The organism is Colwellia sp. 20A7, assembly GCF_009832865.1.
In the GTDB taxonomy this organism is placed as follows: Bacteria; Pseudomonadota; Gammaproteobacteria; order Enterobacterales; family Alteromonadaceae; genus Colwellia.
In genome coordinates this window covers 3222259-3247566 of sequence record NZ_CP047130.1, presented here as the reverse complement: position 1 = coordinate 3247566, position 25308 = coordinate 3222259, and the positions used below count along the sequence as shown (strand labels likewise).

Below are 25308 nucleotides of genomic sequence, written 5' to 3'. Positions count from 1 at the left end.
CAAACTCATACTTCTTAATTAAGGTAAATACTACACTTTATATAGGCAGTGCGACTAGTGCTAGAAGAAGCTTATTTTAATTTTTGACATAAAATTTTACATAATCCAAATGATTTTGGTATTTTAGGTGTGAATATATAGTTAAACTCAGTAGTGATTGTAATCTTAGTTAGTTGATTTACTGTAATTAATAGTTATAGAGTCGTGCGGTGCGGACTTAATCCTAACGAAAAAAGTTATCCTCGTTGTCCACAACTTCAATTCTATTTGAATTGGCTAGCGAGTACTAAATAAAATAGATAAAACTATAATTACAAACTATAGACAACTCAAAGACTAATACAGTAAAATCATCATTAACATTGTATATTTACACTATTCAACACATGAATCATCACACTAATAATATAGTGTACTGTCGTAATAATACGACGCTATCAAAAAGGTTTACTTTATGACTTTGCTTTGGATACCCTTGCTATCCTTACTTGGCAGTATTATTTCTTCAATGACGGGCAAATTAACCCGTAATCAATCGACTGGGTTATCCTTATTAATGCCTGTTATCGCATTATTAATGACCATTAGCCTTACTCCTGCTGTTTTTTCTGGTGAGGAAATTCGACAAACAATTTCGTGGATACCGCTACTGGGTATTGATATAGCCTTTCGTTTAGACGGTCTCTCACTATTATTCATTTTTATGATATTAGGCATTGGTATATTAGTTATTTTTTATACTCGTTATTACTTAAGTAGTAAAGACTCTATGCCTAAGCTTTATGCCTACTTGATGTTATTTATGACAGCAATGCTTGGTATTGTCATGTCGAATAATGTCATTCAACTCTGGTTTTTTTGGGAACTTACTAGTATTAGTTCTTTCTTATTAATTAGTTACTGGTGGCAGAAATCCGAAGCACGTAAAGGTGCGATAATGGCTTTAACTATAACCGGTGGTGGTGGTTTAGCTTTATTAGCGGGTTTGCTTTTATTGGGTAATATCGTTGGTAGTTTTAATTTAGATGTTATTTTAGCTAGCAGAGAAATTATTCAAGCACATGATTGGTACGAAGTTGCACTAATTTTAGTATTACTTGGCGCCTTCACTAAGTCGGCACAATTTCCTTTTCATTTTTGGTTACCCCATGCAATGGCGGCACCAACACCAGTAAGTGCTTATCTTCATTCTGCCACTATGGTAAAGGCAGGTATTTTTTTATTAGCACGTTTTTACCCTGTATTAGCGGGAACTGATACTTGGTTTATTATTGTTAGTATCACTGGCTTAACTACATTATTATTTGGCGCTTACATCGCTTTATTTAAGCATGATTTAAAAGGGTTATTAGCTTATTCAACTATTAGTCACTTAGGTTTAATTACTTTATTATTAGGCTTGAGTACGGAACTTGCGACAGTCGCTGCTATTTTCCATATTATCAACCATGCAACCTTTAAAGCTTCTTTGTTTATGGCAACAGGTATTATTGACCATGAAACCGGTACGCGTGATATGCGTAAGCTCAACGGTATGTGGCGATTTATGCCTTATACAGCAACATTGGCAATGGTTGCTGCAGCGGCTATGGCAGGGGTTCCACTATTAAATGGATTCTTGTCTAAAGAAATGTTTTTTGCTGAAACATTACACCAACAATTATTGGGATCTATGTCATGGCTTATTCCTGTACTTGCGACCGTTGCAGGTGCTTTAGCGGTAGCTTATTCCGCACGATTTATCCATGATGTTTTCTTTAATGGTGATCCGATTGACTTACCTAGACAACCAAGTGAACCTCCTCGATATATGCGGGTGCCAATCGAGATATTAGTGGCTTTATGTTTACTTGTGGGAATATTTCCAAACTTTATTGTTGATGACATTTTAAAGTCTGCGTCTTTTGCTGTACTTGGTGGTTATGTGCCAGAGTTTAAAGTAGCGCTGTGGCATGGTTTTAATTTGCCATTATTAATGAGTGCTATTGCCGTTAGTGGTGGTTTATTTATGTATACACAACGCCGCCATCTTTATAAATTTCAAGATTCTCTACCCACTTTAAACGCTAAAAAAGTGTTCGATGGTACAGTTTATCGGATGATAAAGTGGTGCCAGCATAAAATAAATACGATAGAAAATGGTTCGTTACAGCGTTATTTAACGTTAATGTTCCTAGTAGTTTTACTTTTTTCTGGTTGGCCATTACTTGAAATGAACCAATTAGTAGGGCAAAAACCACTAACTCCTATCGATGTTCATAATGCTGTTGGAGCAGCGTTATTAATTATTGGCGCTATTAGTACAGTCATTTGGTATCGCACACGAATGATCTCCTTGTTGATGGTCTCTGTTGTGGGCTTGATGGTATCTGTCGCCTTTACTCGATTCTCAGCGCCAGATTTAGCATTGACTCAGCTAACCGTTGAAGTAGTGACTATTATATTACTGATGTTGGCTTTATTCTTTTTACCACAGTACTCGCCTAGAGAATCTAGCTCTATGCGCATACTGCGTGATATAGGTATATCTGGAACATTAGGTGTTGTTATTGGTAGCATTTGTTATGCCTTAATTACCCGTCCATTTGAGTCTATATCAGACTTTTTCTTAGCAAATGCTAAAACAGGTGGTGGCGGCACGAATGTTGTAAATGTTATTTTAGTCGATTTTCGTGGTTTTGATACGCTAGGAGAAATTTGTGTATTAGGAATTGCTGCTTTAGGCATTTATAAGCTGTTAGTAAACTTGCCTTTATTTATGCCTGGTAGTGATAGTGAAGGCCGTCCTTGGGCAAAAGAACGTTATCCTATTTTATTGGCGAGTATTTCTCAGTCACTATTACCGTTAGCGTTACTCGTGTCGTTTTATATTTTCTTACGCGGTCATAACCTACCCGGTGGCGGATTTATTGCAGGGTTAATAACTGCTATTGCTTTTATTTTGCAATATATCGCTCATGGTTCAAATTGGATTGCTGAACGCTTAACGATTAATTATCGTAAAATTATTGCCTCAGGTATTGCGATTGCATTATTTACCGGTGTTGGTAGTTGGTTCTTTGATAAGCCGTTCATGACAACCTGGTTTGATTATTTCAATATACCTTTTATTGGCGAAATTGAACTTGCCAGTGCCTTGGTATTTGATTTAGGTGTTTATATTACGGTTGTTGGTGCGACATTAATGATTTTAGGTAGTCTTGGTAAGTTAACGGCTAATGCACCTAAAGAAGAGGTAAATATTTAATGGAATTACTTTACGCATCTTGTGTTGGAGTTTTAGTGTTTTGTGGTGTGTTCTTAATATTAAGATCGCGAACTTTCCCGGTGGTTTTAGGTTTAACAATGCTGTCTTATGGCGTTAATTTATTTTTGTTTTCTTCAGGACGACTTAGTTTAAATAGTGCTGCGGTTCTAGGTTACAGTGAAGTTTATGCTGATCCATTACCACAAGCTTTTGTATTAACGGCGATTGTAATTGGGTTTGCAATGACGGCTTTTGTCGTTATTTTGGCAATAAGAGGGCGAGCAGACTTAGGTAATGATCATGTGAATGGGCAAGTTCCAGAAAATAATAAAAAGGGCAAAGTATGAGCCAGCATTTGACTTCTTTACCTATATTACTACCTATGTTGGCAGGGGTGATCTTACTAATGCCGCCATGTGGGAAAAACAAGGCGATAAGACGGTTTTCTTCTGTAGCGTTAAGTTTTATCACTTTTTTCATTTCATTAGCTTTATTATTGAAAGTTCAAGCAGACGGTACTCAAGTTTATGCGATTGGTGATTGGAGCGCGCCTTTTGGTATTGTGCTAGTTGCTGATCCTTTATCTACCTTATTAGTGTGTTTGAGTTCTTTACTTGGTGCTGTGTGTACTTTGTATGCTAGTGCCGGAGACGATGAGAAAGGTAGCTTTTTTCATCCATTAGTACAGTTTTTAATTTTAGGTGTAAATGGCGCTTTTTTAACAGGGGATGCTTTTAACCTATTTGTATTTTTCGAAGTATTGCTTATCGCTTCTTATGCATTATTGATGCACGGTGGAGATAAGAAAAATACACGAGCGGCTTTGCAATATGTCATTATGAATCTTGTTGGCTCGGCTGTTTTCTTAGTTGCTTTAGGTATTCTATATGGCGTATTGGGCACGCTGAATATGACTGATATGGCACAAAAAGTAACTTACTTACAAGGTGATGATGTTTATCTGGCTAAAATAGGTGGCTTGTTATTGCTTGTGGTTTTTGCTTTAAAAGGTGCTTTATTACCGTTACATTTATGGCTACCTAATACTTACGCTACCGCGATGCCTGTTGTTGCTGCGTTGTTTGCGATAATGACTAAAGTTGGCGTTTATTCAATGATGCGTGTTTATACGCTTATCTTTGGTGAAGAAGCGGGTGAGTTAACTCATATGGCGCAAAGTTGGTTATGGTGGTTAGCATTGGCGACAATTACTATGGGTGCCATTGGTGTACTAGCAAGCCAAGATTTAAGAAAACTCGTCTCTAATTTGGTGATTGTTTCGATAGGTACTTTAGTGGCCTTAATAGCTGTGCAGACAGTTGAAGCAAGTTCAGCGGCTATTTATTATCTTGTTCATTCAACGCTTGTTACTGCTGCGTTATATATTTTAGCTGACTTAATTGGCCGTCAACGAGGTAAGGTTGCAGACCGTATTACCGCCGGAACTCCGGTTTCTCAACCCATGTTGTTGGGGTCTTGCTTTGTTATTGCTGCGGTAGCGGTAATAGGTATGCCGCCTTTGTCTGGATTTATAGCGAAAGTATGGTTACTTCAAGCGACACTTAATATTGAATATAACGTTGTATTTTGGCCGCTTTATTTACTCGCGAGTTTAGCGGTGTTATTTGCAGTCGCTAAAGCAGGTAGTACGGTTTTTTGGCATCATCAAGCTAAGATTTCAGAACAAAGAGTGGCAGAAAGAGCTAAGCAAGAACGTGTACATCCTGCACAGTTAGCTGCATTAATTATTCTGGTGGCTAGTGCACCGTTAATGAGTATTTTTGCAGGACCGTTAAGTGAGTATGCAATTGGAGCTGCGACTCAATTACATGATTTTAGCAACAATATTAATATTATTCTTCCTGGAGGCGAGTAATGCGTTTAGAAACTCGATTTAAATGGCTGCCAACTCCTATTCGGAGTATTTTGTTATTTGTTGTATGGTTATTATTAAATAATAGCGTATCAACCGGGCATATTGTCTTAGCTATTATTCTTGCTATTGTTATTCCGCTTGCGACTAACCCATTTAGAACTAAGCAGCCATTAGTACTAAGGCCTATGCTAGCGTTACGTCATTTAATGTTGGTTTTATATGACATTATTACGGCAAATGTTGAGGTTGCTATATTAATATTAGGACCGACTAAAAAATTAACGCCAGGCTTTGTTAAGGTACCACTAGATTTAACACACAGTATGCCTATTACTATATTGGCCAGTACAGTGTCATTAACACCTGGAACTGTTAGTGCTGAAGTGTATCCATGGCGTGAGTGTTTTATCGAAGGTCAAAAGCCGGAACAACGTTATTTATTGATACACGTTTTAAATCTTACTGATGAAGAGGCTTTAATCAATACAATTAAACAACGTTATGAAGCGCCTCTTAAGGAGATATTTCAATGCTAGAAACTGTTATTTTGATTGTGTTTGCGATGATAGGTCTGTCGTTAATATTAAACTTATGGCGTTTATTAATGGGTCCTTCAGTTCCCGATAGAATACTGGCGCTCGATACAATGTATATCAATAGTATTGCGTTGATCATCTTATATGGCATGAATATGGGAACTGGACTGTATTTTGAGGCTGCATTGCTAATTGCTATGTTAGGTTTTGTAAGTACTGTGGCAGTATGTAAATACTTATTACGTGGCGACATTATAGAGTAGGAGGTAAGTTATGACTGAATGGATTATTTCAATATTATTATTAATTGGCGGAACTTTTGTACTTATCGGGTCTATCGGTTTAGTGAAAATGCCAGACTTTTTTATGCGACTTCATGGGCCTACTAAAGCAACCACATTGGGTATGGCGTCATTATTAACCGCTGCAATGATTTTCTTTAGTACTACGCAAGATGGGTTAAGTTTAAAAGAGATTCTTATCTCTATATTTCTTTTGCTGACGGCACCGGTTAGTGCTTATATGATGATTAAATCAGCTATCCACCATAAGTTAAATAGCATAGAGCGCACTAAAGGTAAGGATAATATCGAAGATGATGTTTAAATTAACAATGTAAGCTTAATAAGCTTAAAATTATATTAAACACTATCTCAATTAAAATGACGCTGTCACAGGCGTCATTTTTCGTTACAATAGCGCTATTATTTTTCTGCTACTATATTCCTAGTTATAAATGTCATGTCATACCATTATCAAGATTTAATTGAGCTCTTTGATAAAACTTTTAGTCAATCTTATAACACGCGATTGATTAGGGGGGACGATGAACCCATCTATTTACCTCAAAATAGCGAATGTAGTTATAATCAAATAGTCTTTGCCCATGGCTATTATGCAAGTGCTTTTCATGAAATAGCGCATTGGTGTCATGCCGGCGAAAAAAGACGTTTACTAGAAGATTATGGCTACTGGTATGCTCCTGATGGGCGAAATGAGCAGCAACAAGCTCAATTTGAGCAGGTTGAAGTTATTCCACAAGCTATTGAGTGGGCTTTTAATGTCGCCGTTAAAAAAGATTTCCATGTTTCTTCTGATAATTTAGATGGATTTCAATCCGATAGTATTGATTTTAAAGACAAAGTTTTTCAACAGGTTGAAGTGTTTTTACAGCAAGGGTTTCCGGTAAGAGCAAATCAGTTCATTGAAGCTTTGGCTCACTTTTATAATACACCTTTACCTTTAAATACTGATGGTTTTATAAAAAATAAAGAAGGCAAATAATGTTCAAATTAGGCTTGGTTATTAACCCGATAGCAGGTGTTGGTGGAAGTGTCGCGTTAAAGGGGAGTGATGATATGGTAAATCACGCCTTAGCATTAGGAGCTGATCTTAAAGCCAATGAGCGAACACAAACAGCGCTAAAAGTATTATTACCTTATCAAGATGAAATAACTGTATATACTGCTAATAACCAAATGGGTGAGCAAGCCGCAAAATCACTAGGTTTTACTGTTGAACTGGTTTATCAAACCTCAACAGATAAAACACAAGCAATTGATACCGAAAGCACTATATCTGCTTTACTCGCTAAGCAAGTTGATATTATTTTATTTGCTGGTGGTGATGGTACTGCGCGTAATATAGCGAAAGTAGTAGCCTTAAATACACAAGAAAAAGATTCATCTCAAGTACCTGTATTAGGTATTCCAGCAGGATGTAAAATTCACTCAGGTGTTTATGCTATTACACCTAGGGCTGCAGGGCGAGTAGTAGAGTTAATGGTCACTAAACAATTAGTAACATTAACTGAGGGTGATGTTATGGATATTGATGAATCATTATTTCGTCAAGGGATTGTTAAAGCTAAACGTTTTGGTGAAATGCAAATTCCGAGTGAACTTAGATACGTACAAGCGGTAAAGTCGGGCGGTAAAGAGTTAGATGAACTAGTACTGCAGGATATTAGTGAAGATGTTATTTCGCACATGAGAGATGATGATGAAGGTTTATTTATTATTGGCTCAGGCTCAACAACTGATTTTCTAATGGGCGAGCTTGGTTTAGAGAGTACTTTACTAGGCGTTGATTTAGTGAAAAATCAAATGCTCATTGCTAATGATGTAACTGAACAGCAGTTATGGCAACAACTTATCTCAACAAAGAGTTCTGAATCAAGCAACCTCACTCTAGCTCAACAAAATATAACGTTAGTTATTACTTTAATTGGAGGGCAGGGCCATATTTTTGGTCGTGGTAATCAGCAATTAAGTCCACGTATAATTCGTCTTATTCTTGAACAACGTGGTGGCAAAGACAATATTATGATTATTGCTACGAAAAAAAAATTAGCAGCCTTAAATAATAAGCCGCTAATTAGTGATACTGGTGATAATGACTTAGATCAGTTATTGTCTGGCTTTATGCCAATAACTACTGGATATAAAGATCAGGTACTTTACCTTGTATCAAGTCCGGTATAATTATTTTCAATTTACTATTATTGACAACCTTAAGAATGTTTTATGAAATTTAGTCCATTAGTACAAGAACTTATTGATGCCTTAAAATGTTTACCTGGTGTTGGGGCTAAGTCAGCTCAGCGCATGGCTTTTCAATTATTAGAACGAAATCGTCATGGGGGCAGTAAGCTTGCGACAACGTTAGCGAAAGCGATGACAGATATTGGTCATTGTCAATCCTGCCGGAATTTTACGGAGCAAGATTTATGTGAGATTTGCCAAAGCCCGAAACGAAAAATAGCCACTAGTTTATGTGTTGTTGAAAGCCCTGGTGATGTTATTGCGATAGAACAAACAGGTGAGTTCACGGGGAAATACTTTGTGCTAATGGGACATTTATCTCCAATTGATGGCATAGGACCTGATGATTTAGGCTTAGATATTTTAGAAAATCAATTTGCTTCGGGGCAGTTCGAAGAAGTAATTCTAGCCACTAATCCTACTGTTGAAGGGGAAGCAACTGCGCACTTTATTGCGGAGTTAGCGCAGAAATATCAAGTAAATATTTCTCGTATTGCTCATGGTGTTCCTGTTGGTGGTGAACTTGAATATGTTGATGGTAATACACTATCTCACGCACTGTCAGGGCGAAAAAGCTATAGCTTTTAAATAAGATTGCAGCTGATTTATTTAATTTTATTCTTTTTAATATCAAAATTTTCAATGTCAGAATTTATAATACCAAGGATTAAAGTAGCCTTCCTCCCCCCATTGTTATCAGTTATCAGCTAACAGTTAGCAGCTAACTGTTAATAATGGATTCAGTTAATTGAAACTGAGATATAAAAAAAGCACTTATATCAATTTCCATATAACTACTAAATACAGAGTGACCATTAACGCTGTTATTCTCAACCTAAACTCTTTATTTTTCAATGCATCACTATGAAGAAAATCATTGAAATAAAGTAAATAACACAACGAATATCTAGCTTACTTAGTGTTTTATTGGAAGGTTAATTGCTAATTTAAATTATTGTTTTTAAATTGTTTATAATAATTAACTCTCAATTTTATACTTTTATCCCTTGAATTATTTTCCTCAACCCCCACATCTTTTCTAACGTTAATTTTAACGATTTTTGATAATTTAGATAGGAGACGTTGCTGTTAATTCAGCTCGTTTTAAGTCACTTAATTATTTACCTAATTGAAATATAAGCAGAGTAAAAATAATGACAACAGAAAACACAACACAAAAGCATGAGTTTGCATCAGACAATGCAAAAATTCTTCAACTGATGATCCACAGCCTATATTCTAATAAAGAAATTTTCTTACGTGAATTAGTATCTAATGCTGCAGATGCCTCAGATAAACTACGTTTCAAAGCATTATCAAATGCAGATCTATATGAAAGTGACGGTGAGTTAAGGGTTCGAGTAAGTTGTGATAAAGAAAATAACACGGTAACGATTTCTGATAACGGTATTGGAATGAACCTTGAAGAAGTTATTGAGCATTTAGGTACTATTGCAAAATCAGGTACTGCAGATTTCTTCTCTCAACTTTCGGGCGATCAAGCGTCTGATTCTCAATTGATAGGTCAATTTGGTGTTGGTTTTTATTCAGCATTTATTGTTGCTGATAAAGTAACGGTTCGTACTCGTCGTGCAGGTGATGATGCGTCAGAAGGTGTTGAGTGGATAAGTGCTGGTGAAGGTGACTTTACTACCGCTAAAATCGAAAAGTCAAACCGTGGAACAGACATTATCCTTCACTTAAAAGAAGATGAAAGTGAATTTGCGGATGATTGGCGTTTAAAATCTATAGTCACCAAATATTCAGATCATATCTCAGTATCAGTTGAAATGTTAACATCTGAAGTACCAGCTGTTGAAGCGGTAGCTGAAGAGAAAGATGATGAAGGTAATGTAACAAGTCCTGGTGTTGAAGCGCGTGATGCGGTACCGGCTAAATGGGAAGCTATCAACAAAGCGACTGCATTATGGACACGAGAAAAATCTGACATATCAGACGATGAATATAAAGAATTTTATAAGCATGTATCACATGACTTTGGTGACCCGTTATTATGGGAGCATAATAGAGTAGAAGGTAAAACTGAATACACGTCATTGTTATACGTACCTACTAAAGCACCATTTGATATGTATAACCGTGAAAAACAACATGGTTTGAAATTATATGTACAACGTGTGTTCATTATGGATGACGCTGAACAGTTTATGCCAACCTACTTACGTTTTGTGAAAGGTTTACTTGATTCAAATGATTTACCATTAAATGTATCTCGTGAAATTTTACAAGATAATAAAGTTACACAAGCGATCCGTAAGGGTTGTACTAAACGTGTGCTAAAAATGCTTGAAAAGCTAGGTAAAAAAGATGCTGAGCAATATCAGGGTTTTTGGGATGAGTTTGGACAAGTATTAAAAGAAGGTCCAGCTGAAGACATGGCTAATAAAGAGCAAATTGCTGGTTTATTACGCTTCGCTTCAACGAATGAAGATAGTGCAATTCAGAATGTTTCTTTAGCTTCTTACATTGAGCGTATGAAAGAAGGCCAAGATAAAATTTATTATGTTGTTGCTGATAGCTTTGAAGCGGCTAAAAATAGCCCTCATTTAGAAGTTTTCCGCAAAAAGGGCATTGAAGTATTGTTGATGTCTGATCGTATTGATGAATGGTTAGTAAGTCACTTAAATGAGTTTGATGGCAAACAGCTACAATCGGTTACACGTGGCGGTTTAGATTTAGGTGATATGGATGATGCCGAAACTAAAGAAGCGCAAGAAAAGCTTGAAAAAGAGTTTGATGGCGTTGTGGCTCGTATCAAAGAAGCGCTTAATGGCAAAGTTAAAGAAGTTAAACTATCTCAACGTTTAACTGATTCACCAGCCTGTATTGTTGCAGATGAAAACGATATGAGTAGCCAAATGGCGAAATTAATGGCTTCTGTTGGACAAGAAGTGCCAGAATCATTACCTATTTTTGAAATCAATGGTGAACATGATTTAGTAAAATATGTTGCTGATGAACAAGATGATGAGAAGTTTGCTCAGTGGGTGGATGTTTTATTTGAACAGGCTATGTTAGCTGAACGTGGTAGCTTAAAAGACCCTGCAAGCTTTGTTGGTCGCTTGAATAAGCTAATGTTGAGCTTAACTAAGTAATGTTATCTATCCAAGCTGAACTTTGTGTCGGCTTGGATATAAGCATCGAAAACAGTATACTTTAGTCTGAAAAAGGAGCAATTCGCTATGAATGAATGCTCCTTTTTTGTATGCTAGGGTTGTTTGCTTATAGGCTTACTTGTATAGTGTTTGCCGCATTAAATAGAATAACTGAGAATTATTACATTAGTATGATCAAATGGCCTTAAATTAGGTCAATATGTCGTTTTAATGTAATTATTTTTACTTGTTTTAAACATTATCACTTAAAGGTTAGTTTATATGCGTATTGTACTTCTTGGTGCTCCTGGTGCGGGCAAAGGCACACAGGCACAGTTTTTGATGACTAAATTTGGTATTCCTCAAATATCAACTGGTGACATGTTACGTGCTGCAATTTCAGCGGGTACTGAGTTAGGCAAACAAGCTAAAGCTGTTATGGATGCTGGCCAACTAGTGTCTGATGAGTTAATTATTGGTTTAGTAAAAGAACGTATCACACAAGATGACTGTAAATCAGGCTTCTTACTTGATGGCTTCCCTCGTACTATTCCTCAAGCTGATGCGATGAAAGAGAATGGTATTGATGTTGATCATGTTCTTGAATTTGATGTACCTGATGAAGTTATTGTTGAACGTATGGCTGGCCGTCGAGTACATTCTGGCTCAGGTCGTGTTTATCACCTTGTCTATAACCCGCCAAAAGTAGAAGGTAAAGATGATGTTACTGGTGATGACTTATCAATTCGTCCAGATGATGAAGAGTCAACAGTACGTAAGCGTTTAGCTATTTATCATGATCAAACTAAACCGCTTGTAGATTTTTACCAGGCTGAAGCCAAATCAGGTAATTGTCAGTACTTAACGGTAGATGGTACTCAAGCTGTTGAAGCTGTTAATACTTTACTAAATGAGCAATTAGCTTAATTATAATTGAGTTAAGTATTCGGTATAAATAAAACTCGCTTCGGCGAGTTTTTTGCTTTATAAATGAAAGCTCATTAATCATATAATAATAACAAAGGTTATCAAATGGATATAAATATCACCATCACTGCATTTTATGCAAGCTTACTTGCGCTTCTTTTTATCGGACTATCGTTTAATATTATACGATTGCGTTTCCAGCTAAAAATAGGACTGGGTGATGGTGGAGATCCATCATTAATTAAAGCGATTAGAATACACGGTAATTTTTCTGAATATATGCCTTTAGCCTTAATTTTATTAGCCGGGCTTGAGCTTAATGGCGTCGATAGTTTATGGGTACATATATTTGGTAGTATTTTATTTCTTGGTCGAATTTCACATGCTATCGGCTTAAGCTTATCTATAGGTACTTCAAAACCTCGAGTTTTTGGCGTTATTAGCATGTTTTTGGTATTGCTTATGTTAGCAATAGCAAATATTTATGCTTTTGTTAGTTGAGTTTAAAGCAATGGTTAAATATCTATATTTTTAACCATTGCTACGTGCGGGATATTATCTTCAAGGTACATTGGTGATACTTGTTTAAATCCATGCTGCTGGTAATAACCAACTAAATGTTCTTGCGCTGATATTTTAATATTTTGCTTTGGGAAGTATTGTTGGCATAGGTCTAGAGCTTCTTGAATAAGTTCATGTCCTAACCCCTTTCCTCTTGCTTGTTCAGCTATAGCAACTCGACCAATACTAATATAGTTTTCATAGCTTTGGCCTTTCGCTAATATACGTAGGTAGGCGACAAGTTTGTTATCTTGATACCCTAATACATGAACTGTTTCTTGGTGTCTGTCTAATTGATCTTTATCACTATCTAAGTCAGGATAATCACAAGTTTGTTCTACAACAAATACATCAATACGCAACTTTAACAGATCGTATAATTGATCAAGGGATAGTTCGTTAAAATGTTTAATTTGCCAAGTGGTTTTTATATTATTTTTGTTCATTTTAGTCAGAGAGTCGCTAGGAATGTCAATATAATATGGAAGCAGTTCTAGATAGTCACGTATTTCTTTGATTAATTACTTGGTTAGTATGCTTTTAATTTCAGGTGAGATATTTAGTATAAGTCAAGTAAGTGCCTCAGGGTTGATACTAATGCTAAATATCAATAGGCGCATATAAAAGTGAAAACTTGAATTATTTAAGTTGTATTATTAAGCATAAATATCAAAGCTCATAACAATTCAGGTAAAGTTACAATTAGAAACATTTCTTTTATAAATTATAAAAAAATTATTTTTAGTATTTTCATTATTATTACTTGAATCATATTATCTGTTTTTAATGAACGAATATTAAACGGTTTTTTTATCCCTTATAAATCAAGTTATTATGTTTTTTTAAATGAGGGTATTCTACAATCGATAAAATAGGATAATACTTTTATTTCCCATAAAAACATTGCTCAACCTACCTTTATATCTTAGTCACGATAGCATAACAATATTTAAATTGTTGTTTAATGTTACTTTCACATTAGTTTAATAATAGTGTGTTAAGTGCTTGATATAGGTAAGGGAGTCAACTAAAATTGCGCTTGGTTAGAGTCTCTGCTCTATAGGCTTTTTTATATTATACAAGTTAATGGGTTTTGGTTATTTATGAGAAATGTGTTGCTTCTTCAAGGTCCTGTTGGCCCATTTTTCAAAATCCTGTCTAAATACTTACAATTGAAAGAAAATTTAAGTGTTAAACAAATTACCTTTAATGGTGGAGATCATCATTTTAGTGATAAACAGAATTCAACTGCTTATACTGGTGATTTCAATGATTGGGCTAACTATTTATCAACTTACGCCAAGGATAAAAATATTACTGATATTATTGTTTTCGGTGATTGCCGTTATTATCATCGTGAAGCTAAGAAAGTTGCAGATAAATTATCTATATCTTTTTGGGCCTTCGAAGAAGGGTACTTACGTCCGTCATTTATTACCTTAGAAAAAAATGGTGTTAACGGTAATTCACTCTTCGATTTTGAACAGTATCAATCCGAAATCAATCCTCTAGAAAATGAAGTGGAAACTAACCAAGATAATATGCTGGTATTGAAACGCTCATTTCTTCATATGGGCTATCAAGCAAGTATGTACTACTTTTTTAAGTTATTTTATTTTAACCGTTATAAGGGCTATATACATCACCGACCTTGGCACCTATTTGAAGAGGCGTATAATTGGGTGAAATCAGGTATTCGTAAAATGAAATATAATACCCAAGAGTCTGCTGTCCAAAAGCTACTTGAAGGTGAACTATCAGGAAAATATTTTTTAGCTCCTTTACAAGTGAGTGTTGATAGCCAAATCTTATATCATTCGTCTTACCGGTCAGTGGAAGAGTTTATTGGTGATGTTATTAAATCATTTGCACAAAATGCAGATAAAAAAGATTTTTTAGTATTTAAGCATCACCCAATGGATCGTGGTTTTAACCACTATGCAGGGTATATAAAAAAACTTTGTTATGCTTACAATGTAAACAGCAGAGTTTTGTACGTACATGATTTAAACCTACCATCCCTATTAAAACATGCAAAAGGTACTATAACTATTAATAGTACAGTGGGTATATCGTCACTACATCACAATGTTCCAACTAAAACCCTTGGACGTGCTGTTTACAATATTGATGGTATCACAAGTCAAAAAAGCTTGAATGACTTTTGGATGTCATGTTGTAAACCTTGCCAAGTCAAATTTAATAAATTTAAAGAATCTCTATTAGTGACTAACCAAATACCGGGGAGTTTCTATCAAAAACCTGAACTGACATTGAAAGCGGTTACAGATAAAATTTTAGTGTAAGTAATATTGACTAATTTAGTGTTAAAGTTAGTGTTTACTTGGTAGCTCTTACTTAGCCAATTAAGATATGAATTTGAAAGTATCCAAAATAAAAAGACCGTTATTAAACGGTCTTTTAGGTATTATAATAAGTAATTAATCATCTCAAAGTGTTAGTCATATAGCTAATAATTAAACAAAAAGAAATTGGATTTTCTGTCCTGAACTTCCAATACTCAAGAGAAAATAGTAATGAAAGAGAGCAATACAATAATCGAATCAGATAATACTTTAACGACAGAATACGCGGTCAAAAAAGCATACAAGTCAATTGTTGAACAAGGTCGTCAAATACAGCTGGTAGCTAAATATGTTGATGATAATTTTTCGAAAGCCGTTGAATTAATTATTGGCTGTTCGGGACGCTTAATTATTTCAGGAATGGGAAAGTCAGGAATAATAGGTAAAAAAATAGCAGCAACGATGGCATCTACCGGTACATCCTCTTTTTTTATCCACCCTGGCGAAGCCTTTCATGGCGACTTAGGCATGATTCAACCGGAAGACGTTATTCTATTAATCGCCAATAGCGGTGAAACAGACGAAGTGTTAAAGCTAATTCCATCACTTAAACAGTTTGGCAATAAAATAATTGCCATGACAGGAGCGCCGCAAAGTACTTTAGCTAAAAATGCCGATATAACGATTAATGTTAAAATTGAAAAAGAAGTCTGTCCGAATAATTTAGCGCCAACTACTTCAACAACAGCGACCTTGGTGATGGGGGATGCACTCGCTATTGCATTAATTTATTTACGAGATTTTCAGCCACATCAATTTGCCTTATATCACCCCGGCGGCAGTTTGGGCAAAAAGTTGCTGACTAGCGTTGCTGATGTTATGCATACTAAAAATCTACCGTTTGTAATGCCAGATGATACTATGCACGATGTTATCTTAACCATGACTAATTCGACACTAGGTTTGGCAATCGTTCAACATAATGGCTTGTTAGAGGGCATTATTACGGATGGCGACTTAAGACGTTCCTTAATGCAATATAGTGATTATAAAGTACTTACTGCTACAGATATGATGACAATCATTCCAATTACTATTTCTCAAGATCATATGTTAGCTGAAGCTGAAGAAATAATGAGAGAAAACCACATCAAAAATGTGTTGGTAGTTGATAATAATGATAGCAATGCTGTTGTTGGTGTTTTAGAGTATTTCCAATCGTGATAAATAGTCTATTCTCTTAAATTCGGTAACAAGTAGATTATATTGCAATATTATTCAAAATAATGATGTTTAGTTGAGATATTTATTTTCAGATGTTTTAGTTAAAATAACTGCAATAACTAAAAATACGCCATTTTTTAGATGTTCTTTAAGGAAACCCAGATGTTGTTTAAAATCGTTATACCTGCCCGTTTTGGGTCTTCTCGTTTACCAGGAAAACCACTACTGACTATTAATGATAAACCCATGATTTGGCATGTTTATCAACAAGCTTTGTTAACAGGTGTAGATGCTAATAGTATTGTTATTGCAACCGACAATGATGAAATTTATCGTGTAGCTCAAGATTTTGGTGCACAAGTTATTATGACTGACGTTAGTCATGAGTCAGGTACAGATCGTTTAGCAGAAGTTGTCACTAAGCTTAATTGGGACGATTCAGAGATTGTTGTTAACGTACAAGGTGATGAGCCTATGATTCCACCAGCGTTAATTATTCAAACAGCCGAGCTATTAGAAAAAGATTTAACGGCAGGTATTAGTACACTGGGCTCGCCAATCACTAGTTTACCCGATGCACTTAATCAAAATGTTGTGAAAATAGTGTGTAATCACAAGATGCAGGCGATGTATTTTTCACGGGCGGCTATTCCATTTGATCGAGATGGCGAGGTTGAGTTAACGCAAGACCATTTAGGTAAGCGTAATTCCCCGTATTTAAGACATATCGGCATGTATGGTTATAGAGTTGATACTTTAAAGAAGTTAACGCTTTTACCGATGGCGTCGATAGAAAAAATTGAAAAACTTGAACAATTACGTGCGTTGTATAATGGTATTAATATTAGTGTTGGTGTTGTATCTGAAGCGCCTGTGCATGGTGTTGATACGCAAGCCGATCTTGATCGGGTTAGAGTTGCTTTTAAGGCGTTAACAACTAAGTAAGCTGAATTCGGCTTAATACATTCTGGATTTCCCACACTTTGCTAGCCAAAACTATCTGCTTGTTTAGTCGTTAATTTGATGGAAGCACTTAGTAGGATGGCTTGGATCTTAGCAGCCATAAAAAATGCCCTAAATAGAGTTGTTCTATATTTAGGGCATTGTAGTAAATTTTTTTAGAAACGTTGAGTTAGCGTTACTTATTATGTCGGTCTTGTAATACCTTCATGACTTCACTTAACTCAATTTTTTGATCTGCCAGTAAAACTAGTGTGTGATAAAATAAATCAGCACATTCACCTAACAAATCTTCTTTCGTTTCAGCAACCGCAGCAAGCGCAACTTCTACGCCTTCTTCACCTACTTTTTGCGCCATTTTTGTAGTGCCACGAGAGAATAGGTGAGCAGTGTAGCTTTCTTTGGGATCGTCATCTTTTCGGCTTTCAATCACTTGTTCAAGCTGGCTTAAAAAGTTTTGTGTTGTTAACTTTTGCTCAGGAAAACACGATTCCGTACCTAAGTGACAAGTTGGGCCAATAGGATTACAGGCAATTAATAAGCTGTCTTGATCACAATCGGTAAGTACTTGCTCAACATTTAAGAAGTTACCTGACGTTTCACCTTTTACCCAAAGCGCTTGTTTTGAACGACTGAAAAAGGTTGCCTTACCTGATGTTAACGTAGCGGTTAATGCTTCTTGGCACATGAAGCCTTGCATTAACACTGCACCTGTTGCGGCATGTTGAATAATAGCTGGAATAAGGTTATCCATTTTATCCCATGCTAATTCATTTATATTATCGATAGTTACTAACACGGTCTTACCTCAATTTTTTGTGACTTCAAATATGCTTTTAATTCGTGAATTGGAATGACACCTTTATGGAATACAGACGCTGCTAATGCGCCATCAACATCTGCTTGTTGATAAACATCAGAAAAATGCTCCATAGTACCCGCGCCACCTGATGCAATTAGTGGTACGTTACAAGCCGCACGTGCTTGTTTTAATTGCTCAATATCATAACCTTGGCGAACACCGTCTTGGTTCATGCAATTAAGTACGATTTCACCGGCGCCTAAACTCACTACTTTTTTGATCCAGTCAAACGTTGTCCAGTTTGTTTTTTGTGTGCGATTTTCATCACCGGTAAATTGATAAACTTGGTATTCACCTTGTCCATCATTAGCGTCTTTATTGTAGAAACTATCAATACCGACCACCACACATTGCTGACCAAAATGATCCGCAAGGCGTGATATTAAAGTGGGATCACGCAGGGCAGGAGAGTTGATACTAATTTTATCAGCACCCATCATTAGTATTTCTTGCGCATCCGCTTCGCTTTTAATGCCACCAGCCACACAAAAAGGAATATCAATGACTTGTGCAATGCGGCTAACCCAGCTTTTATCCACTACGCGACCATCAGAGCTGGCGGTAATATCATAAAAAACCAGTTCATCTGCGCCTGCTTCAGCATATTTTTGAGCAAGGGGAACAATGTCACCAATAATTTCATGGTTTCTAAATTGTACGCCTTTCACGACTTTACCATCGCGAACGTCTAAACAGGGTATTATCCTTTTGGCCAACATGCGATAGCCTCCTCAAGTGTAAACTTACCTTCTAACAGAGAGCGGCCTAATATTACGCCGCTAACGCCTGTGCCAATAAGTGCTTTTATATCGTCTAAGCAACCAATGCCACCAGACGCTTGCCATTGAATAGCCGGATATTTTTTGCAAAGTTCAATGTAAAGGTCAACATTAGAGCCTGATAACGTACCGTCTTTTGAAATATCTGTGCATAAAATGTGCTTTATGCCTGCTTCAATATAGGCATCGAGTAAATCTTCTAAGTTAACACCACTGTCTTCAATCCAGCCATGGGTCGGTAAGGTTTTATTGCCTTGCTCGTCAATTTTTATGTCGAGTGCTAAAACAATTTTTTCACCGCCGTAGTTTTTTACCCAGTCAATTACTAACTCAGGTTGTTTGATCGCAAGTGAACCAATAACAACACGCGTTGCGCCTAAAGCAAGTAACTGTTTTACGTCATCTTCACAGCGAATGCCACCACCCACTTGGGTGATCATAGTTTCATGGTCTACCACGGTTTTAAGTGTGGATAATTGACGTTTTGTGCTGTCTTTTGCACCATCTAAATCAACAAAGTGCATAACGGTAGCGCCTGACGCTGCATAAGCCTGTTGACGTTCTTGTACGGTAGTTTTGTAATTGGTTTTTTGGCTATAATCGCCTTGATATAAACGTACTACTTCGCCATTTATTAAATCAATTGCAGGGATCATCATAATGAACTTAACTCCGATTGCATTTGTGTAGAGTCAAGCTCTAAAAAGTTTTGGATGATTTTACTGCCTAACTCACTTGAACGTTCAGGGTGAAATTGGCAACCAATAAAGTTATCTTTACCAATGATAGCTGAGAACTCAGTACCATACTCACAGCTTGCTAGGGTGTATTCACTTATAGGCGCGGCAAAACTATGGACAAAATAAAAGTAATCGCCAACGTTAATCCCTTTTAATACAGGATGTTCAGCGACTTTCGTTAATGTATTCCAACCCATATGTGGTAAACGATTACCTTTGGCATCTAGTGGAGTAACCTTAGTTGGGATAATACCTAAGCATTCAACAAGGTCGTCTTTTAAGCCTTCAGGAGATGATTCTGTCATTAATTGCATACCTAAACAAAACCCCAGCACAGGCTGAGTTAAGTTTTGTAAGGTCGTCACTAAGTTTTTTTCAATGATATTATTCATGGCGTGCTTAGCACTGCCAACACCAGGGAATATTACTTTATCAGCCGCTTTTATTTGCTCAATATCATCCGTAATTGTCGCGGTAAAGCCAAGGCGTTCAATAGCAAACTTTACTGAAGATAAGTTAGCACAGCCCGTATCAACAATTACATTATTTGTTTTATCAGCACTCCCTTTGTTTGCGGTTAGGGTGGTCATTATAATGTTCCTTTTGAACTGGGTAATTCATCACCTTCAACTTTAATTGCTTGGCCTAATGCGCGACCGAATACTTTGAATAAGCTTTCAACTTGGTGGTGACAATTACCTTTAGTGGTAGATAAGTGCAACGTAATTAGCATGGAGTCAGCCAGCGACCTGAAAAAATGTGACACCATTTGGGTCGACATAGTGCCAACATTGTCAGCAGTAAACTTAGCGTCAAATTCAAGCCAAGGTCGGCCAGATAAATCTATTGAGCATTCAGCGCGACATTCATCCATTGGTAATACAAAACCAAAGCGAGCAATACCACGTTTGTCTCCTAAGGCTGCTCTTAATGCCTGCCCTAATGCCAATGCAGTGTCTTCCACACTGTGGTGATCGTCTATGTGATAATCACCTGTTACGCTACATTGCAAATTAAAGCCACCGTGAGTACAGATTTGATCTAGCATGTGATCGAAAAATCCCAAGCCAGTATCAATTTTATTACCACCTTTTTTGTCTAAGTTCACGGTAACGGTAATGTCTGTTTCTTTTGTTGTTCTGACAACGGTTGCCGTACGAGGCTTTTCTAATGACGATAGTATCTGCTCACTTACCTGTGACCAGTTAAGGTTTTCACGATCATATTTTATACCAACAATGCCCATATTAGCGGCTAGGCCCATATCTGTTTCTCGGTCACCAATAACATAAGAGCTTGTGAAATCAACGCGACCTTGTTGTAAGTACTCACTTACTAAGCCAAGTTTTGGTTTACGACAGTTACAGTTGTCTTCTTCAAAATGAGGACATAATAAGGTATCTTCAAATTCAACACCTTGTGATGAAAAAATTGCCATCATTTTATTGTGAGGTAGGTCAAAATCAGCTTGCGGGAAGCTTTTCGTACCTAAACCATCTTGGTTTGATACCATCACGAGTTTGAATCCCTTCGCTTGTAACTTTAACAATTCAGGAATAACGTTTGGTTCAAATACCAGTTTTTCTAGTGTGTCGAGTTGTTTATCGATAGCTGGTTCTTCAACTAAGGTGCCATCACGGTCGATAAATAATATTTTTTCTTGTGTGCTACTCATGATAATACTTCTTTAAGTTGAGTTATTTCTTGTTCGCTACCAATACTGATACGTAAACAATTGTCTAATTGCAGCTGTTTAGATTGATCGCGGATTAAAATATTTTTACTGACTAATAAGTCAAAAATACGTGTTTTTTCGTTGTTGTCTTTACAGCGAAATAAAACAAAATTAGCGTCACTTGCAAATACTTCGCTACACCAAGACTGTTCGTTAAGCCAAGTGGTCAAGGCTGCTTTAGTTGTATTACAGTCTTGTACCCTTTGAGTCATTTTTTCTAAATCAGCACTAAGGGCTATACTGGCAATTTCTGCAACGGGTGCTGAAATTGGGTAAGGGGCAATAATTTTACTCAATAAGGTAATAATATCGCTACTCGCTAACGTAAAACCACAGCGAAGACCTGCCAGCGCAAAAGCTTTTGATAAGGTTCTCAGTACAATAACATTCTCGTACTGACTAAGCAGCGATATGCTTGTTTGCTCTGGCGAAAATTCAATATAAGCTTCATCTACCACAACAATCGCGGTATCTTTAAATAATTCAATCGCTTGAATTATTTGCTCTTTTGGTAATAAATTACCCGTAGGATTGCCCGGTGAGCATAAAAAGACGACTTTTACTTTGCCGACATGCTGTTTCATACTTTCAAGGTCAAGTGTATTATTTTTTAGCTGAACTTTAACGGTGCTAGCACCGTGATTTTCTGCACTAATCGCGTACATGCCATAAGTTGGCGGACAAATTAATATGCTGTCTTGATAAGCACGACAAAACGTGCGAATAATCAGTTCAATACCTTCATCGGCACCACGTGTTGCTAATATTTGTGAACGTTCAAGACCACAATAGTTGCTATAAGCATTCAGTAGATTATCGGGCTGAAAGTCAGGGTAGCGATTAATGTTTTCGCTAATGACTTGATAGTCACCATTTCCTGGTGCTTCATTGGCATTTAACCATACTTTTTTGTTAGCCGTGCTATTCGTTTTATTTGATGAGTCACCACTGGCAAAAAGTCGACGAGCAGATTGATATGGCACCATGTCAACGAGCTCTGCCCGTGCTAACTTGTTAGCTATTGTCATGTTACTTACCTTCCATATTAGCTTCTTCTAGACGAATAGTAACCGCTCTTTGGTGGGCATCTAATCCTTCTGCATCGGTTAGTTCAATAATACATTCAGCCAGATTTGTTAAACCAACCTTGCTGATTTCTTGTATGGTATAACGACGAGAAAAGTCAGCTAATGATAAACTTGAAATAACTTTTGAATAACCATACGTTGGTAAAACATGGTTAGTTCCACTGGCATAATCACCAGCAGATTCTGGTGTATAAGCACCGACAAAAATAGAACCCGCGTTACGTAAATTTGTTAATAAAGGTTGTGGGTTTTCAGTTTGAACAATTAAATGTTCAGGGCCATAAAGGTTTGATACTTCAACTGCTTGTGCTAAATCTTTCGTTAAAATTAATCTTGACTGTTTTAACGCTTGTAACGCGATGTCTTTTCTTGTTAACAATTCTACTTGTTTATCAAGTTCATTCGCTACATCTTTGATGAGTTGTTTACTGTCGGTTAATAAAATAACTTGGCTATCTGCGCCATGTTCAGCTTGAGAAAGTAAATCAGCCGCAATGAAAGCAGGGTTCGCTTGTGCGTCGCCAATCACTAATACCTCAGAAGGGCCCGCAGGCATGTCAATTGCAAAACCAGCTACTTGTTGAGATAACTGCTTTTTCGCTTCAGTAACATAGCGGTTTCCAGGGCCGAACACTTTGTTAACTGCTGGGATGCTCTCTGTGCCATATGCTAAAGCGGCTATGGCTTGCGCGCCACCAACCGTATAAATTTCAGTAATACCACAAAGACCTGCGGCTACTAATACTTCATTCGCTAATTTACCATTTTTATCTGGTGGACATACCAATGCAGTACGTTTACAGCCAGCTAATTGAGCGGGTACGCCTAACATCAATACCGTTGATGGTAATGGCGCACTGCCTGCAGGAATATATAAACCAACACTTTCAATTGACTCTGTTTTTAACGTACAACGAACACCTGGACACGTTTCAACAAAAATATCTTGCGGGGTTTGCGCACTGTGAAAACGTTTTATTTGATCATAAGCGGTATTAATTGCTTTCAGGCGTTTTTCAGTTAAGGCTAATTTTGCTTGTGCTACTTGCTCAGGAGTTACTGATAAGGTCGATAATGCGATCCCATCAAATTGCTCAGTTAAAGAAAATAGCGCTTTATCACCTTGTTTTTGTACTCTAGATAAAATATTAGCAACTTGGGTAGATAAAAGCGCATTGTCAGCAATCGCGGGACGAGCAAGCGCGTCTTTTTTTTGCTGGGTTGATATTGTTTGCCAATCGATTATTTGGGTATTCATACATTTCTCTATTTTTACACTATGACATTTATATTCGTTCTGTTAACACGAGGTCCGTCGTTCAAGGGGAAAGAAAAGTATGCAATTGACACCAGTCAATGCGTATTTTCGATGCCTAGCTTGGGCAGATTAACCCGTGTTAATGACTTAGCCCATCATTTTCTCAATCGGCATAACGAGTATCGAGTTACAACCTAACGCTTTCAATTCTTCCATGGTTTCCCAGAAGAAGGTTTCAGTGGCTACAACATGCACAGCGACTAAGTCATCACGTCCTGCTAGTGGTAAAATAGTCGGTGTTTCTTTACCTGGCATTAATGCACTGACTTCAGCTACTTTGTCTTTAGGTGCGTGTAGCATAATGTATTTGCTTTCTTTTGCTTTCATCACGCCTTGAATACGAGGTAGTAGAGTATCTAAAATAGCTTGTTTTTCATCGCCTAACGAGTCAGCACGTTGGATTAATGATGCTTTAGAACGAAATACTTCGGCCACTTCTTTTAAGCCATTTGCTTCAAGTGTTGCACCGGTTGACACTAGATCACAAATACCGTCGGCCAAACCAACTCTTGGGGCGACTTCAACCGAGCCTTTTAATAAACAAAATTCAACGTTAATGCCGTTTTCTTTAGCAAAACGTGTTAATAGTTGTGGGTAAGTTGTGGCGAAGCGTAAACCGTCTAAACACTGTAAACCTGTATAGTTAAACTCTTCTGGCATCGCAATAGAAAAACGACAGCCGCCAAAGTTTAATGGTGTTGTTTTAATGTAATTATTTTTGCTGCCAATTAACGCACGTGATAGCTCTTCTTCTTCAAGCGTATTATCGCCAACTATGCCTAAGTCACAAACGCCATCCATAACAAGACCTGGAATATCACTACTACGCACACGCATAATATCGATAGGTAGGTTACTAACATGGGCTAATAAACGACGGTCGCTCACATTAAGTTTTAATCCACAACGTTTTAAAAGTGCTTGAGTATCGTCACTAAGTCGTCCTGATTTTTGCATTGCTATACGTAAACGTGGTTCTGATGATGTCATTTGTTCGATTCCTAATTATAAGTTTTTGATGCTAAAAATTTGTATATACAATTTTCAGGGGCATAAAATGCGAAAAACCCCCGAAAGATTTAAGGCTTTTCGGGGGTTCATAAATATAATACTTAAGTTTTAATCCGCGAAAAGGCCATTGCCCATCGCGGTTTTTTTTATTTAAAATAAATAATAAAATACCTGAACGGGCAGTTCCATATGATGGTGATGTCGGTTGTTCAGGTTAGTAGTCATAATTCTTGAAACTTAAGGTTAATGTGTGTTTGATTTAACTATGCAAGTAGAATACTGATAAACGAATCTACCTTCAAGGAATAAATGACTATTTTTTATGATTATTTGTTCTATGACATATGTATCTCTATTACTCTTGTTATTTTATTACTATTTAATAAATGTTGTTAGTTAATGTCACTATCCTTTGGCAATAATTAATTCAGTGGTAAAATGTTAGAAGATTAGCCATTAACAAAAAACTGAGCATTTAA

At 36.7% G+C, this 25308-nt stretch carries 24 protein-coding genes; 15 read left to right on the top strand and 9 right to left on the bottom strand.

Going from position 1 to position 25308, the window contains the following annotated elements; genetic code table 11:
• Positions 1–454 precede the first annotated feature (454 nt).
• The 12 genes from GQS55_RS13940 to GQS55_RS13885 all read left to right on the top strand — a co-directional run bounded on the left by GQS55_RS13940 (position 455) and on the right by GQS55_RS13885 (position 12746).
• Positions 455–3247: a monovalent cation/H+ antiporter subunit A gene (locus GQS55_RS13940; protein ID WP_159821095.1), complete on the top strand. Its 2793-nt coding sequence runs from the start codon at positions 455–457 to the stop codon at positions 3245–3247.
• Entirely contained in the window at positions 3247–3594 is a 348-nt protein-coding gene (locus GQS55_RS13935) for a Na+/H+ antiporter subunit C (RefSeq protein WP_159821094.1), read from the top strand. Before GQS55_RS13940 ends, GQS55_RS13935 begins: the two co-directional genes overlap by 1 nt.
• Positions 3591–5123 carry a monovalent cation/H+ antiporter subunit D gene (locus GQS55_RS13930; RefSeq protein ID WP_159821093.1) on the top strand — a complete coding sequence of 511 codons (1533 nt, stop codon included), beginning with the start codon at positions 3591–3593 and terminating at the stop codon, positions 5121–5123. The genes GQS55_RS13935 and GQS55_RS13930 overlap by 4 nt, the downstream gene beginning before the upstream one ends.
• A complete protein-coding gene (locus GQS55_RS13925; RefSeq protein ID WP_159821092.1) occupies positions 5123–5659 on the top strand; it encodes a Na+/H+ antiporter subunit E in 537 nt (178 codons plus the stop codon). Before GQS55_RS13930 ends, GQS55_RS13925 begins: the two co-directional genes overlap by 1 nt.
• Complete coding sequence (locus tag GQS55_RS13920) at positions 5653–5922, top strand: K+/H+ antiporter subunit F (protein ID WP_159821091.1); 270 nt, start codon at positions 5653–5655, stop codon at positions 5920–5922. Before GQS55_RS13925 ends, GQS55_RS13920 begins: the two co-directional genes overlap by 7 nt.
• A gap of 10 nt (positions 5923–5932) precedes the next feature.
• Positions 5933–6265 (top strand): Na+/H+ antiporter subunit G, encoded by a 333-nt coding sequence (locus tag GQS55_RS13915; protein WP_159821090.1) that lies wholly within the window; start codon positions 5933–5935, stop codon positions 6263–6265.
• A gap of 135 nt (positions 6266–6400) precedes the next feature.
• Positions 6401–6943 (top strand): elongation factor P hydroxylase, encoded by a 543-nt coding sequence (locus tag GQS55_RS13910; protein WP_159821089.1) that lies wholly within the window; start codon positions 6401–6403, stop codon positions 6941–6943.
• Complete coding sequence (locus tag GQS55_RS13905) at positions 6940–8142, top strand: ATP-NAD kinase family protein (protein WP_201294689.1); 1203 nt, start codon at positions 6940–6942, stop codon at positions 8140–8142. Before GQS55_RS13910 ends, GQS55_RS13905 begins: the two co-directional genes overlap by 4 nt.
• A gap of 42 nt (positions 8143–8184) precedes the next feature.
• Positions 8185–8790 carry a recombination mediator RecR gene (gene recR, locus GQS55_RS13900; protein WP_159821087.1) on the top strand — a complete coding sequence of 202 codons (606 nt, stop codon included), beginning with the start codon at positions 8185–8187 and terminating at the stop codon, positions 8788–8790.
• 566 nt (positions 8791–9356) lie between these two features.
• Complete coding sequence (htpG, locus tag GQS55_RS13895; RefSeq protein WP_159821086.1) at positions 9357–11318, top strand: molecular chaperone HtpG; 1962 nt, start codon at positions 9357–9359, stop codon at positions 11316–11318.
• Between the two features lie 282 nt (positions 11319–11600).
• Positions 11601–12245 carry an adenylate kinase gene (adk, locus tag GQS55_RS13890; protein WP_159821085.1) on the top strand — a complete coding sequence of 215 codons (645 nt, stop codon included), beginning with the start codon at positions 11601–11603 and terminating at the stop codon, positions 12243–12245.
• Between the two features lie 105 nt (positions 12246–12350).
• The gene (locus GQS55_RS13885; RefSeq protein ID WP_159821084.1) at positions 12351–12746 is read left to right on the top strand and encodes an MAPEG family protein; all 396 of its coding nucleotides are present in this window, start codon (positions 12351–12353) and stop codon (positions 12744–12746) included.
• Positions 12747–12760: 14 nt separating this feature from the next.
• On the opposite strand, the gene GQS55_RS13880 is transcribed toward GQS55_RS13885, so the two are convergent.
• Entirely contained in the window at positions 12761–13252 is a 492-nt protein-coding gene (locus GQS55_RS13880) for a GNAT family N-acetyltransferase (RefSeq protein ID WP_159821083.1), read from the bottom strand.
• A 657-nt stretch (positions 13253–13909) separates the two neighbouring features.
• Between GQS55_RS13880 and GQS55_RS13875 the strand changes: the two genes are divergently transcribed.
• From GQS55_RS13875 to kdsB, 3 genes are all read left to right on the top strand, one after another.
• Positions 13910–15112 carry a capsule biosynthesis protein gene (locus GQS55_RS13875; RefSeq protein ID WP_159821082.1) on the top strand — a complete coding sequence of 401 codons (1203 nt, stop codon included), beginning with the start codon at positions 13910–13912 and terminating at the stop codon, positions 15110–15112.
• A gap of 231 nt (positions 15113–15343) precedes the next feature.
• Complete coding sequence (locus GQS55_RS13870; protein WP_159821081.1) at positions 15344–16336, top strand: KpsF/GutQ family sugar-phosphate isomerase; 993 nt, start codon at positions 15344–15346, stop codon at positions 16334–16336.
• A gap of 162 nt (positions 16337–16498) precedes the next feature.
• On the top strand, positions 16499–17281 hold the full coding sequence (kdsB, locus tag GQS55_RS13865) for a 3-deoxy-manno-octulosonate cytidylyltransferase (protein WP_201294515.1): 783 nt from the start codon (positions 16499–16501) through the stop codon (positions 17279–17281).
• Between the two features lie 193 nt (positions 17282–17474).
• On the opposite strand, the gene hisIE is transcribed toward kdsB, so the two are convergent.
• From hisIE to hisG, 8 genes are all read right to left on the bottom strand, one after another.
• Positions 17475–18095 (bottom strand): bifunctional phosphoribosyl-AMP cyclohydrolase/phosphoribosyl-ATP diphosphatase HisIE, encoded by a 621-nt coding sequence (gene hisIE / locus GQS55_RS13860; RefSeq protein ID WP_159821080.1) that lies wholly within the window; start codon positions 18093–18095, stop codon positions 17475–17477.
• Positions 18089–18877 (bottom strand): imidazole glycerol phosphate synthase subunit HisF, encoded by a 789-nt coding sequence (gene hisF / locus GQS55_RS13855; RefSeq protein ID WP_159821079.1) that lies wholly within the window; start codon positions 18875–18877, stop codon positions 18089–18091. The genes hisIE and hisF overlap by 7 nt, the downstream gene beginning before the upstream one ends.
• Complete coding sequence (gene hisA / locus GQS55_RS13850; protein ID WP_159821078.1) at positions 18859–19596, bottom strand: 1-(5-phosphoribosyl)-5-[(5-phosphoribosylamino)methylideneamino]imidazole-4-carboxamide isomerase; 738 nt, start codon at positions 19594–19596, stop codon at positions 18859–18861. Before hisA ends, hisF begins: the two co-directional genes overlap by 19 nt.
• On the bottom strand, positions 19593–20267 hold the full coding sequence (gene hisH / locus GQS55_RS13845; protein ID WP_159821077.1) for an imidazole glycerol phosphate synthase subunit HisH: 675 nt from the start codon (positions 20265–20267) through the stop codon (positions 19593–19595). Before hisH ends, hisA begins: the two co-directional genes overlap by 4 nt.
• Positions 20267–21352 (bottom strand): bifunctional histidinol-phosphatase/imidazoleglycerol-phosphate dehydratase HisB, encoded by a 1086-nt coding sequence (gene hisB / locus GQS55_RS13840; protein ID WP_159821076.1) that lies wholly within the window; start codon positions 21350–21352, stop codon positions 20267–20269. Before hisB ends, hisH begins: the two co-directional genes overlap by 1 nt.
• Positions 21349–22440, bottom strand: a complete 1092-nt coding sequence (gene hisC / locus GQS55_RS13835; RefSeq protein ID WP_159821075.1) for a histidinol-phosphate transaminase — start codon at positions 22438–22440, stop codon at positions 21349–21351. Before hisC ends, hisB begins: the two co-directional genes overlap by 4 nt.
• 1 nt (position 22441) lies before the next feature.
• Positions 22442–23758 (bottom strand): histidinol dehydrogenase, encoded by a 1317-nt coding sequence (gene hisD, locus GQS55_RS13830; protein ID WP_159821074.1) that lies wholly within the window; start codon positions 23756–23758, stop codon positions 22442–22444.
• A gap of 147 nt (positions 23759–23905) precedes the next feature.
• Complete coding sequence (gene hisG, locus GQS55_RS13825) at positions 23906–24808, bottom strand: ATP phosphoribosyltransferase (RefSeq protein ID WP_159821073.1); 903 nt, start codon at positions 24806–24808, stop codon at positions 23906–23908.
• Between the last annotated feature and the right edge of the window lie 500 nt (positions 24809–25308).